The 12,943-nt window shown below is 66.8% G+C and carries 9 protein-coding genes; 6 read left to right on the top strand and 3 right to left on the bottom strand.

Annotated features, from left to right (window positions below; genetic code table 11):
- Positions 1-157: 157 nt before the first annotated feature.
- From OP86_RS16340 to OP86_RS16315, 6 genes are all read left to right on the top strand, one after another.
- Positions 158-601 (top strand): helix-turn-helix domain-containing protein, encoded by a 444-nt coding sequence (locus OP86_RS16340; protein WP_030055242.1) that lies wholly within the window; start codon positions 158-160, stop codon positions 599-601.
- A 215-nt stretch (positions 602-816) separates the two neighbouring features.
- Complete coding sequence (locus OP86_RS16335; RefSeq protein WP_234434993.1) at positions 817-1,206, top strand: hypothetical protein; 390 nt, start codon at positions 817-819, stop codon at positions 1,204-1,206.
- On the top strand, positions 1,203-2,327 hold the full coding sequence (locus OP86_RS16330) for an MAB_1171c family putative transporter (RefSeq protein WP_234434991.1): 1,125 nt from the start codon (positions 1,203-1,205) through the stop codon (positions 2,325-2,327). The genes OP86_RS16335 and OP86_RS16330 overlap by 4 nt, the downstream gene beginning before the upstream one ends.
- A 184-nt stretch (positions 2,328-2,511) precedes the next feature.
- Entirely contained in the window at positions 2,512-3,714 is a 1,203-nt protein-coding gene (locus OP86_RS16325) for an amidohydrolase family protein (RefSeq protein WP_078588971.1), read from the top strand.
- 236 nt (positions 3,715-3,950) lie between these two features.
- Positions 3,951-5,696: an MFS transporter gene (locus tag OP86_RS16320; RefSeq protein WP_051830151.1), complete on the top strand. Its 1,746-nt coding sequence runs from the start codon at positions 3,951-3,953 to the stop codon at positions 5,694-5,696.
- A 174-nt stretch (positions 5,697-5,870) separates the two neighbouring features.
- On the top strand, positions 5,871-6,191 hold the full coding sequence (locus OP86_RS16315; RefSeq protein WP_030055237.1) for a hypothetical protein: 321 nt from the start codon (positions 5,871-5,873) through the stop codon (positions 6,189-6,191).
- 734 nt (positions 6,192-6,925) lie between these two features.
- Here OP86_RS16315 and OP86_RS16310 read toward each other — a convergent pair.
- The 3 genes from OP86_RS16310 to OP86_RS16300 all read right to left on the bottom strand — a co-directional run bounded on the left by OP86_RS16310 (position 6,926) and on the right by OP86_RS16300 (position 12,855).
- Entirely contained in the window at positions 6,926-8,230 is a 1,305-nt protein-coding gene (locus OP86_RS16310; protein ID WP_234434990.1) for a tyrosine-type recombinase/integrase, read from the bottom strand.
- A 393-nt stretch (positions 8,231-8,623) separates the two neighbouring features.
- The gene (locus OP86_RS16305) at positions 8,624-12,166 is read right to left on the bottom strand and encodes a DEAD/DEAH box helicase (RefSeq protein WP_030258440.1); all 3,543 of its coding nucleotides are present in this window, start codon (positions 12,164-12,166) and stop codon (positions 8,624-8,626) included.
- Complete coding sequence (locus OP86_RS16300) at positions 12,151-12,855, bottom strand: hypothetical protein (RefSeq protein WP_051830150.1); 705 nt, start codon at positions 12,853-12,855, stop codon at positions 12,151-12,153. Before OP86_RS16300 ends, OP86_RS16305 begins: the two co-directional genes overlap by 16 nt.
- Between the last annotated feature and the right edge of the window lie 88 nt (positions 12,856-12,943).

The following is a 12,943-nucleotide window of genomic DNA, read 5'->3' as shown; positions in this document are numbered from 1 at the left end:
CCTTATCGAAGATCATTTCTGGCATATCTGAACCACAGTGGAGTTGCTTGCGGGGAGTCTAGTCTTGGAGTGGACATGATTCAACTGTCGTGCAGAGCTTCGGCTTGAGGTAGATTGACGCGAGTCGAGACTAGGCCGTTGCCGCGAGGGGGCCGCTGTGACCGAGCAGGTGGGCCGTAGTCTGGCGGACAAGCTGAACCACTTGTTCGCGACCATCAAGCCCCGTGGGGGCCGGGAGTACAGCAACGAGTACGTCGCCGGCGCCATCGGCAAGGCCGGCGTCGCGATCTCGCAGAGCTACATCTGGCAGCTGCGCAAGAGCAAGAAGACGAATCCGACGCTCCGACACCTTCAGGCGCTCGCGGACTTCTTCGGGGTGCCTGCGGCGTACTTCTTCGACGACGAGGTGACGGACCGGGTCGAAGGCCAGCTGAGCCTCTTGCGAGCGGAGCAGGAGCGTCTGGACAAGGCTGCCGGCAGCGGCGACGTGAAGGTCATGGCTATGCGGGCGGGCGAGCTGTCGCCGGAGCGACGCAAGCAGGTAATGGATCTACTCGACGTCGTCTACCAGCTGGAGCAGGCGGAGCGACGGGGCTCGTGACTGGTGGGCATCGTCACGGCCGCTGACATCCGGAGGGGGACCGGTCACAGCGGCAGAAATTGATATCGAATCTGATCGGGGTGGGCAGATTGAAAGAACGGGAGCTGCGGCGTCGCTGTAAGCGCGAGCTGCGAGCACTGGGCATCCAACCTCCGTTACAGGTGGACGTCCTGTGCCGGCTCCTCGGGGAACGCCGCGGGCGTCCCATCCGGCTTGTGCCCTACTCGCTGCCAGTGCCCGGGCCGTTCGGTGTGTGGCTGGGCACCGCCTCGGCTGACTACATCCTGTACCAACAGGAGACCAGCAAGATCCACCAGGATCACATCATCCTGCACGAGGTTGGACACATCCTGGCGGATCACCAGAGCGACGACACCGATGACGAGTTCTGGCGGCAGATGGCCCCCGACCTGTCGCTGGACGCTGTCAGGCGCGCACTTCGGCGAACCTCCTACGACCAGGAACACGAACGCGAGGCCGAACTCGTCGCCACGATCATCCTCGAATGGGCCGCGGTGCTCGATCGCGTGACGCCCCGCAGGTCAAGCAACCCCTCGGTGCGGCGCATGCAGACAGCCCTGGGCGACCGGCAGGGATGGCTGTGACCGCCGTGATCGTATTCCTCGGCGTGGTTCTCCTCATCGCTCTGAGCTGGAAGCTGTACCAGGTGGTCAAGGCGCCTGAGGATGGCCCCCTTCGCGCGGTCACCCTGTGCCTTGCGTGTGTCGGCACATCGTTTCCGCTCGGTCTCCGGGCTGGCGCACGAGCCTTCGACAGCCTCACGGGGCCCGGCGGCGCCAAGCTGTTACAGAACGTCCTGCTCCTCGCGGCCGCCTACTGGCTGATGTGCTTCTATCTCTTCTCGGCGTCGGATCGCCAGGGCGGGCGAGTCCGCGCCCGGTGGGAGGCCCTCCCGCTCGCCGCCACCATCGCAACTATCTCGCTGGCCGTTCTCACGACTCCTGCGAGCGTCCGAGCTCACGTCTACGAGACGGCGGACATGCGCGTGAACCAAGTAGCCATCTTTTACCTTGTTGCAGGGCTCTACTTGGTCTACTCCATGGCCTCGGCGCTGTGTTGGACCTGGCGCTACGCTCGCATGTCCACCCGTCCCCTGGCCATCGGGCTGTGGTTGGCAGCCGCCGGAATGGCCGGGATGGTGGCAGCTTGCTCGGTTCGCGCGGTCCTCGTGGTGACCCGCTGGCGAGGCAGCCCGGTCCCGCACGGCCTCTTCCAGCTCGTGAACCTCCTTCTCCTCCTTGCGGTGCCGCTGTTCGTGATCGGCGTGAGCTACCCCGGCGTCGTCACCCGGATAGCCGCACTGCGGATCAGGAGGCGTCACCGCCGCCTGTACCGGCGGCTCTACCCGCTCTGGACGGTGCTTCACAAGGCGTACCCCGAGGACACCCTGCATCGCGTACCTGTCAACCGGTGGCGCCGCCTCCCGTCCCTCGGTGGCGTTCACCGCCGGTACTACCGGCGCGTCATCGAGTGTCGCGACGGTCTGGTGCGTATCAGCCCGTACCTCGCAGACCTTGGCGCCCACGACGGCAGCGAAAGCTCGCCGGCGGCACTGGCCGAGCACCTTCGGACCGCACTGCAGACCCACGCGGCGGGCGGCTCGGCGAGTTCGATTGCGGTCCCGATAGCGATGCCACACAGCGACGACCTTGAGGCCGACGTTCGACAACTCGTGGCTCTGGCAGATGCATTGAGATCGGCTTAACCCGAAAGCCGCTGAGCTGCGGAGGTGATGCACCCTCGCAGACGAGTGCTTCCCTGGGTGCGAGTGCCCCGGTTTGGCCTTCCTTACCCGAGTTTCGGGCACCTCGCGCTCGGCTGAGCCGGGCCACTGGCACCAGGCGCCCGGTTCCTCGCAGGTGAATTCGGATTGGACAAGGAGACGGATCATGGAACTGCTGATCTCGGCTGGACGGGTGCTCACGGGCCCCGGCGGCGAATGCGTGGACGATGGGGCCGTCCTCGTCAGTGGAAGCGCCATCGCCGCAGTCGGGACCCGGGAAGAGGTCGAACACATCGCCCCCGATAGCGCACGGAGGGCGTTCTACCCCGAGGGCACGATCCTCCCGGGGCTGATCGACTGCCATGTACATCTCGCCTTCGATGCTTCATTCGATCCGGTGGGCGCGTTGCGCGAGGCGGACGATCCGAGCCTGCTTCTCGGCATGGCCGGTCGGGCCCAGCAGCTCCTCGCGGCCGGGGTGACTACGGCGCGGGACCTGGGCGACCGGGGTGGACTCTCCGTGCGCTTGCGGGACGCGATCGCGGCGGGAGTTCTCCACGGCCCGCGGATCCTCGCGGCGACGGCCCCCCTCACCCCGCCCGGAGGGCACTGCTGGTTCCTTGGAGGCGAGGTATCCGGCGAGGAGGCCATCCGGGAACAGGTGCGATGCAATGCCGAGACCGGCGCCGACGTGATCAAGATCATGGCCACCGGAGGCGGGCTCACCAAGGGTGGACCGGCGACCTGGCAGTCCCAGTTCACCACCGACGAGCTGCACCTGGTCGTCGAGGCGGCCCGCCGAACCGGGCTGCCCGTCGCAGCCCACGCCCACGGCACGGACGGCATCGCGAGTGCCGTCGCCGCCGGAGTGAACACGATCGAGCACTGCACCTGGATGGTCGACGGCGGCTTCGAGGTGCGCGCCGATGTCGTCGCCGACCTGGTCGCCAAGGAGATCCACGTCTGCCCGGCGGCCAGCCCCAATTGGCGGCTATTCGCGGAGCGGTTCGGAAAGGACCGCGCCGAGGAGCTGTTCGGCCAGGTGCGGTGGATGGCTGAGCAGGGAGTTCGCCTGGTGGCCGGCACGGACGCCGGGGTGCCAGGCGCCGGGTTCGACGGCTTCGTGAACGGTCTCGAGCTCTACGAGCACCTGGGCTTCTCCCGGGACCGGATCCTCGACATGGCCACCATCGAGGCGGCCCGCGCTCTCGGAATCGATGCGGATACCGGACAGCTCGCCGCCGGCTACCGCGCCGACCTGCTCGTTGTAGACGGTGACCCACTTCGCGACCTGAACGCCCTGCGCGCGCTCCGCCTCGTCCTGGCAGGAGGACGGCCATACGGCAACGGCATGAGTGAAGGTTGGTGATCGGGGCGCCTCTGCTCCTCCCGTAACGGCCTGACCCCGAAGCCACGTGCGCCCTGGGCCAGTCGGCAAGCACCGCCGACCGGCCCCGGGCGCACACGTATGTCCGGGTTCCTTCCGCATCCGGCCTGCGGACTGATAGGCGAACATCGAGGCATGCACCTACCTAACGTTGATAGGTGACTCTAATGTTGTTAGGGTAAGTGATGTCTAAACCGCTACAACCCGTGGGAGAGGCCATGGTTGACCTCGGCAAGGGGGAAGTGCCGGCACGCGCCGTGCACGCGAAACCCGCCGGGCGGCACAGTTGGATCGCACTCGCCATCGTGCTGGCGGCCGCGTTCATGCAGCTGATCGATGTAAGCATCGTGAATGTTGCCGTTGCCGCGATCCAGAACGGGCTGGGGGCGAGCTACTCCCAGATCCAGTGGGTTCTGGCCGGATACACACTGGCGTTCGCGGTCCTGCTGATGGCCGGAGGGAGACTGGGAGACCGGGCCGGGCGAAAGCGGATCTTCCTGGTCGGAATGATCGCCTTCACCGCGGCCTCGTTGCTGTGCGGAGCCGCCGGCAGCGCGGAACTGCTGGTGGTCGCCAGGCTCCTTCAAGGGCTCGCCGCCGCCTTGATGTACCCGCAGGTCTATTCCGTTATCCAAGCCACCGTCCCGCCGGAGCGACGAGGCGTCGTGCTCGGCATCCTCGGGGGCATCATCGGCCTCGCTGCGATCACTGGCCCGCTGGTCGGCGGCCTGCTCATCCGGGTCGACCTGTTCGGCTGGGGCTGGCGGCCCATCTTCCTGGTCAACGTACCGGTTGGCATCCTGGCAGTGCTGCTCGCTCTCCGCTACCTCCCGGAGTCCCGTGCGGAGAACCCGGGTGCCGTCGATCTGCCGGGAGTCTTCCTGGTCACCGCAAGCCTCGCGCTGATCGTCTATCCGCTCGTTCAGGGGCGTGAACTCGACTGGCCGAAATGGCTGTTCACCCTGATGGGCGCCGGTGCCGCTCTGTTACTGCTCTTCGCGGTCTACGAGCAGTACCGCGCACGGTCAGGCAGCAGTCCGCTCGTCCGGATGAGCCTGTTCCGCAACCGCAGCTTCACCGGCGGACTGGTCCTGGTCATCCTCTTCTACGGCGCCTTCCTGCCCTTCTTCCTGGTGTTCAGCCTCTACGTCCAAACGGGCCTCGGCTACACGGCTCTTCAGGCGGGCCTGGCTCTCGTTCCCTACGCGCTGGGCTCGGCGGTCGGGTCCGGCACCTCCATCGCGCTGGCCCCTCGGCTCGGTCGTCCAATCCTGCACCTGGGGCTGGCTCTCCTCATCCTCGGCACCGGCGCGACCATCTGGGTCGTGCACCGCTGGGGCACCGACCTCCACACTCTCCAACTGCTGCCGTCCCTCGTCCTCTCGGGCATCGGCTTCGGGCTGACCGTCACCCCGCTGGTCACCCTGGTCCTGGCCAAGGTGCCACTTGATCAGGCCGGCGCGGCCTCCGGCGCACTTACCACCGCGCAGCAGATCGGCAGTGCTGTCGGTATCGCGGTCCTGGGCACATTCTTCTTCGGACTGCTCGGCAGTCACGCGGACTCCGTCACCGCGGCTCAAGTCCCGCAACTCAAACGGGAGCTGGTCGTACTTAAGCTGGACGAGCCGGCGGCTGACCGGATGATCCAGCAATACCGCGCCTGCTTCCACGACCGGGCCAACGAGAAGGACCCCGCCGCCGTCCCGGCCAGCTGCCAGGCCGAGAGCAATCCGCCGGGCGGAAGCAGTCAGATCCAGCTCGCCGCGAAGGTGGCAGACGTCCTCCAGGCCGAGGCGAGCCGCGACCTGCGCACCGACTTTGCCGAGGCGGCAGAGCGAACCCTCTTCCTGCAAGTCGGCCTGTTCGTCGCCTGCTTCCTGCTGGTGTTCGTCCTTCCCCGGGTCCGAGGCCACGAGCTGAGCGAATTCGAGGAGCGAAGCCACGACACGGTGATCATCGGGTGATCTCCTGGCCCTGTCCGCGGGCGCCAGCACAGCCGCTGCCATCCCGCCTTCGCCCAACTGGCTGCCAGGGTCGGCGGCTTAGGGAGAAGTCACCAGGCGCTTGCGGACCGAGGCGCCGCGATCAGACCGCAACATACCGCGAGACCAGCCCTGACGAAGAAAGGGGGAGAGATCGTGGGCACGTTCAAGAGCGCAGCCTCACTGGCCTTGCTGGTCGCCTTGTCCGCGACCGCCGTCGGATGCGGTGAGCCCGACCACGCCGTTCTCGGCTCCAAGAAGCAGACCTGCCAACTCGATCTCAAGTCCGGGCAGTCAGCGACCATCGGTGGGCAGACCTCCGCGGTGGAGAACGTCGATGACAACTCGGTTACGCTCGACTCGCACGCCATCGCGATTACCCTGCGCAAGGGGATCGACGTCACCTTCGGGCGTTCTCGGCTCCACCTCGGCAAGACCGAGGGCGGAACGGTCGGGCTCGAGGTCAAAGATCAGTAGTTCTATGCCCGAGAACGAGGCATTGTGAGACCAGCGTGGTCATGGCCCCGCCCCGTGGCCGTGGCCCGCTTCCCCGACGAGGCCCTGGTACCCCCCGGCCAGGGCCTCGTCATTTCTGTATCGGTTTCACCGAGCCCGAGTGTCGGTGCGGCTCGTTAACCTCGCCTCACGGCCTGACCAGTGCCCTGCGTGACGCCGACCCGGAGTACGTCCTGGACGACGGCATCCGACCGCGTCGGGGATTTGCCGATAATTCCGGGTGAGGGAATTATTGGTTGGCCAGCACTGCATTGCCGCGGTGATGGCAGGAATAGTTGGGATGGTTTCCGAAGCCAGCTGCTGGCCGCGCCAGGGCGGGGGCGGAATGAGACACTCGGGGACGCCGATCAGCGCCGCCATGGGGTGTGAGGCAAATCACTTTCGAACTTTCCCTCGCCCGTTGCCTCTCACGCGCCTCTCACGGACTGGGCATCATGAGATGTCATCAGGCGTCGTGGGTGGTGGACGGGGTGGGCCCTGACCTGCGGGATTCGGACTGCTGAACACCAGTTGGGCATTCTTCTGGGGGTCAAGGGGTCGCAGGTTCAAATCCTGTCGTCCCGACTTGCAAAATGCAGGTCGTAGGCCGTTTCCGCCTGATGGCGGGAACGGCCTTGAAGCGTTTTCGGGGCTTTGTGAGTGCATTGTGATATCGGTGATCTGAGATGGATCTTCTCGACCTCCGGGCGTGAGCGTCAACTTGCCTTCTGATTTGGATTTTTGGCCGTGGTGAGATGTCTGGGGATTCGGGGTGCGTGAGTGTCCGGTGTTCTCGGGTGGGGCAGCTGGATAGGGGCGGAAACCGGTTGGTCGGCGGTGGTGAGGGCGTGGTCGATGGTGTCGACGGCGTCACGGGCGGCCTGGGTGGTCAGATGGCCGTAGATGTTCGCGGTGATGGACAGGGTGGCGTGCCGCAGGGTCTTGGAGACGACGGTGAGGGGCACCCCGGCGGTGATCGAGATGGTCGCCGCGAGGTGGCGTAGGTCGTGGATGGTGGTGCGGGGGACGCCGAACTCACGGCAGAGGTAGTGAAAGTGGTTGAGGACGTATTCGGGGTGGAGAGGGCGTCCGTCGGGGCGGTGGAAGACGAAGCCGCCGCGGATCGATCGGGCGGGTGAGGGGCTCTTTGCCTCGGCCCGGTGACGCAGGGCGACGGCGACGCGCGGGGAGATCGCGACCCAGCCCTTGCTGCTGCGGGTCTTCGGCGCGGTGATGATCAGGTGGTTGTTGTCGACGGCGGAGAGCGTGTAGCGGACGTAGAGGACACGCTCGGGCAGGTGCACGTCGTTCCAGTGCAGTCCGAGAGCTTCGCCCTTGCGAATGCCGGTGCCGATGAGGACCTCGATGAGGTCGGCGAAGGCTGGATCGGCGGCGCGGCAACAGTGCAGGAAGTGGATGGCGTCCTGGACGGTCCAGATCTGACGTTCGGCTGCGGCGGGCCGCGGGATGACGGTCGGGCGTGCCGGGTTGTAGGGGAGCCGGTGGTGTCGGACGGCGTCGCCGAGGGTGCTGGAGAGCGTGGCGAGGCAGCGGTGGACGGTCACTTTGCCGCGTCCGGCGTCGAGTTGGGTGTGGACGAAGGCGGCGATGTGCGAGTAGCCGAGATCGTCGAGCCTGACCTGGCCGAAGGCGGGGATCAGGTCGTTGGTGACGTAATCGCGGTAGCGGACGTAGGTGGTGGGCTTGAGGGTGAGCTTCTTGTCCTTGAGCCAGGAGGTGAGGTAGTCGGTGATGGTCTGGTTGGGGTCGGCGTTTAAGCCGCCGGCCTGCCCTTCGATCATCCGGCGCAGGGCGGTTCGGGCGGCTTCGGCGGTGGGGTAGCCGCCGCGGCGGACGATGTTGCGGTGCCGGCCGGGGGAGGGGAGGTCGAGAGAGAAGGTCCAGGTGCGGTGATCGGGCTCGGTGGCGAGCTTGGGGCAACTGGCCCCGAGCTGCCTGCCGTTGTGGTCGCGGCAGCCGCACCGGCGGAAGACGTGCCCGGTGTGGGCTGCGGAGCGCATGGTGATCGCCCCCAAAGGAGGTTCGTGTGAAATTGCCACGCTCATGCTCCCGCGCTGCGGATCGAAGGTCGAGCAACGCCGCACTCACCCCGCTCTCACCGGGGCACCAAAACCTGCTCTGACCTGGGACGATCCCTTGTCGTGGCGACAAGTGCTTGGGAGGCGCAGGTGAGGTGATCCCGCGGGTGGGTGTTGCGCTTGCCGTGACCTTGACCCGACCTGGAGGGCGTTGACCCGGAGCGAAGTCGGATCGTTGCGCTTCGGGAACCCGCGACCAGCGATCACGCCCCGAGAGCGTTCACCGGCAAAGCCGCTGCTCAGTAGCTGTGCATTTTAAAGACATCCTTCAGGCAGCCGGAGCAGGTCGACGCCGCCCGGCTCGGACAGCCCCTGTCAGCCGGACGACGGTGCCTTTCCGATGGTCAGCTGCCCGTTCATCAGATAGAGGCTTAACGGCAGTCCGCTGTCAAGCACGGCGAGAACGTCGACCTGGTGCTGGACCTGGATGTATCCCGCCCAGAGCTGCCCGACGAAAACGCTGAGCGTCGGCGAGTTGGGGCTCGGCCGCACCAGGGTGGCTTCGCCCGCTACTGGTTCCTGCCACGGGTCGAGGGCGACCTCCACAAGGGGTGTGCGGTCGGCCATGAGTTCGCCGATCAGGTCCCGTGGCTGGCGGACGTACTCCAGCAGTTCGTCGATCTCCCGCGCCGTGGGACCAAAGAGCGAGATCCAGCCTTCCATCTGCCAGGCGGTCACCCACTCCTTCATGTCTGCGGATGGGATCCGTTGCTCAGCCGCCACGGATCCCATGGCATGGGCGAGACGGCGCGAGGTTATGCCGGAGGTGAGCAGTTTCAGGGCTTGCGTCGTGTCGACGCCGTGCCGCAGGTACCAGCTGGTCTCGGGGTGGAGGCGAGTGCTGGAGCCGGCGTCGTCGAGCCGCGTGTTGACCAGGTGGATCAGCGCCCCGAGGGTCCAGGACAGGGCGTGCTCGAAGGTGCCGCTGATGTTGTCGACGGTCTGCTCCAGTGCCCACACTCGGTCCACGGCCGGCAGCCAGCGCTGTGCGAGGTGGGGGATGGGCATGCCGGAGATCCAGTCGGTGATCGCTTGGCTGACTGGCACCTGCAGGGGTTTACCCCGGTGCTCCTGGTCGGTGAACTTCCAGTTTCCCTCGACCTCGGGCAGACGGAGCAGCATGTCGAGCACGTTGTGCTGGGTGAGGAAGTCGAGTGTGCGGCGAAGCGACCACTCCTCCACGGCCAGCGGCCACCCTTCGAAGTCGCCTTCCCACTGTGCCTCGTCGCGGTGTGCCGTCAGGGCGCGGACCTCGCCAGTGAGCCAGCGGGCGACCTCGTCGAGATTGCGGGCGCTGAACAGGCTGGTGCCGGTAGTGGCCCAGCGCCTGCGGGTCGTCGGGCTGGTCACCGCGTGCACCGCAGCGACCTTCTCGGCCAGTGACAGCCACCTCGCGCGTTCCTGCGGGTCCTCCACCAGCTGGAGCGCGGGCAGGTTCTCGACGGCTTTGAGCGGGGTGCTGTTCAAGGCGGGCATCGAGCCGAGCGCGTCCACGGTGAACCACACATAGGCGACGAAGTCCGCGACCAGCGTACCCGCGAGCATGAGCACCTCGTCGGCATCGTCCCGAACCCTGTTCTCGGCCTCGGAAAGTTGCTCCAGGACCTCGGCGTCCAGCAGAGCCGAGGTGACGCGCAGCTGGTCGTCGCCCGGGGCGAGCCGATCGAAGTCGGCATTGGCGGGTGTGACCGGCCGGGTAAGCAGGATCCATCCCTCGCTCTCACGCCCGGCGCGCCCGGCCCGGCCAACCGCGTTGAGCAACTCCGCATCGCTCATCTGCCGTTGCCGTTCGTAGCTGAGAAAGTCCCCGCTGATCGAGTGATGGACAATGACCGTGCGCACAGGCAGGTTGACGCCGTCGGTCAACGTGCTAGTGCTGGCGATCGCCAGGAGCTGCCCGGCCCGCAACGCGTCCTCGACCGCCTCCAGGACATCGTCCGGCAGCGCACCGTGATGGTAGGCGACACCCTTGCGGGCGCACCACACCAGCGGGTGTTCCGACCCCAGAGTTTCGGATAGGTACGTGACCAGGGACTCGGCCTCGGCCCGCTCCTCCAGGTGCTCGGCTATCGCGCGCGCGGTGTTGCGGGCTTCCTTCTTCGTGGCGACGACCACGAGGACGCTGCCCTTGGTCGTCAGGTAGGCAGCGCCCGCCGCGAACAGCCGATAGCTCGCGGTACCGCCTGCGAGCAGGGTCTCACGGCTCCAGTCCCCGGGATACGTCTCGGCATACGACCGCCGCCCGAGCTCCCGGGTGAGCAACACCGTCGGCTTGGACGCCGTAGTGGGGCGCAGTGCCATCCGCAAGGCCATCGGCACCACAGCCTTGACGCGCCCTCGCGCCTTCTTGGTGGGCTTGCGCGCAGTCCGCTCCACCCGATCTCGCATGTAGTGCGGGGACAGCAGCCCGTGCAGACGCCGCGGCCCACGCCAGGTGTCGCTGAAGTACACCTCCTCGGGCGGACGGGACGGGTCCAACCAGGATGCCAACGAAGCCCGGTTCCCCACCGCCGCGGACAGCAGCACCAGCCGAGGTGCACCTGGGTGAACCTGGCAGAACGCCAGCAGCCCCTCCAACACGAAGCCCCGCTGAGCCCGCGCCATGTGATGGGCCTCGTCCACCACGATCAGCCCGACGCCGTCGAGCGCCTCCACCGGATCGTGGCGCAGCATGTGCATCAGCCGCTCCGGGGTGAGGATCTCCACGTCGTCGTTGAGATTGCCCAGCCCCCGTTCGCCGATGGGGAAGTCCGGCAGCTCGGCGGCCAGCCGCCGACCCAGCAGCCGCAACCGCCCACGCAGCGCCTGCCGCATCTCCCGCCCGAGACTGCGCATCGGTGACACGTACAGCACCCCCCCAGAGGCCTGCGCCAGATGTGCGCAAATCACCAGTTGCGCCATGAGCGTCTTGCCCGCGCTCGTGGGCACGCTGATCAGGCTGCGAGTGGTCGCGGGGTCGACCGGGTTCCCTCGTTCGAGTTCGAGCAGCTTGCGCTGCGGCGGCCACAGCGTGAGCACCGGCGGGCTGGAGAGCGCGAACGTCCGTGCCACGGCTGGCGGGGTCCCCGGTGGCAGCAGGTTGTAGAGGCTGCTGGCGGACAGGTCTTCACTCAACTCCAGCAGATGCGAGGCCACCCAACGCGCCAGCAAATCGCCCGAACCCACCTGCTGACCCACGACGCGACCGAGGAGTTGCACGGCGATGTCCAAGTCCTCTGGGCCGCCGAAGGCGAGGTGCTGGTGGAGGTGGTGGACCGCGTTGACGACGGCCTCGGCCGGCCCGTACATGGTGCCAGCCAGGGTGTCCGGCCGATCGAAGCGGCGGCCGAGAAGCGTGCGGAGCTGAGCTAGCTGGCGGCGCCAGGCTCGCAGCGCCGTGGTGAATGCCGGACGGTCCATGCCGAGGAAGGCCACGCCCGCTTCGAGAGCGAGGGTTTCGACGTGGTCGGGGAGCTCCACATCGGTTCTTACGAGCCGTTCGACGGCGCGGTACACGGCGGTGGCGTTGGGGTCCTGCTCGCATCGCCGGTAGCCGGCCTGCGCGGCGAAGGCCATCTTCAGACGCTCGGTGTCATCGTGCGCGCCAGCGAGGGCGAGGTCCAGGACGTGCGCACTGACGGCGAACGCGTGACGGACTTGGGCTGGGTTGTAGTCCGCCGCGCCGGGGCTGACCGCGGCCAGGCCGTGGAGGAGCCACGCAGTGTTCAGGACGTCCTCCGGAACACCGGAGTCGGCCCGCAACGCGTCTATTTCCAGCTGCGTCAGGAGGTTGAGAAGCTCTGCCGGGGTGGGGAGGATCGCACCGCTGTGATCACCAAGGGCATGGGTGAGGACCTGCAGGTCTAGAGTGCGCTCCACACATAGCTCCTCACGTCCTTGGCGAACTCACCGAGTTCATCAATGCCGATGATCAACCCTGCCAACGCGCCGTCATGCGTGTGTGAAGTGAAGTGCGTGTGAGACAGGTGGAACGCCTGCTGCGGAACTGCGGTCTCGTCGAGCGCCACGCTCACCCCCGCGTTGCTGGAAGGAGCCGCCTGCACCCACTGTCGCACGAGGGTGCTGACGAACGCGTGAGAGTCCTTGGAAAGGTGCTTGTCGGCGAACGACATCATCGCCAGGTACTCGGCTCCGCTCGTGCCGAGCTGACGCCACGCGTTCCGGATCGTTGCCCCCACATCGCTCGATTTCGCAGGGTCGGCCGTGAACTTCTTCATCTCCCACAGCCTGAAAGAGAATTCGCCCTCCGTACCTGTCAGACGGTGGACGACTATCCCATCACCACCGCTGTCCGTAACCGTGCCACTCGGCGAGTTGATGATCTCGATCGTCCGGTCGGCCTCTGGAGGTAGTTCGCGCGTTGTCAGGTACCACAGCCACTCGCCGACGTACCCGATGAGAGCGTTGGTCGCCTCCTCGCCCGCTGCCTTGAACACCGGTATGGCGAAGGCGAGCACCTCCGCGCGGTCATCGCCGGCCAGCTTCGTCCCCGAGAGCACAGCATCGCGCCACAGGCCGTAGGCCGCCGGCTGATTCCCAGTGAGCAATTGCCAACCTGAACGTGCAGGTCACGGGGCTGGTGTGGGCCGGAGGCGGGGTGCTCGGGCTGGTCGGGGACGTGATTGCTAGCAGGAG

The organism is Streptomyces novaecaesareae (genome assembly GCF_000716875.1).
Lineage (GTDB): Bacteria > Actinomycetota > Actinomycetes > Streptomycetales > Streptomycetaceae > Kitasatospora > Kitasatospora novaecaesareae.
This window is presented reverse-complemented; position numbering and strand designations above follow the sequence as displayed.

What these genes read in the sequence shown, in the direction of transcription:
- OP86_RS16325 (WP_078588971.1), top strand. Translation starts at nt 2,512, where the DNA reads ATGGAACTGCTGATCTCGGCTGGACGGGTGCTCACGGGCCCCGGCGGC.
- OP86_RS16320 (WP_051830151.1), top strand. Translation starts at nt 3,951, where the DNA reads ATGGTTGACCTCGGCAAGGGGGAAGTGCCGGCACGCGCCGTGCACGCG.
- OP86_RS16310 (WP_234434990.1), bottom strand. Translation starts at nt 8,230, where the DNA reads ATGCGCTCCGCAGCCCACACCGGGCACGTCTTCCGCCGGTGCGGCTGC.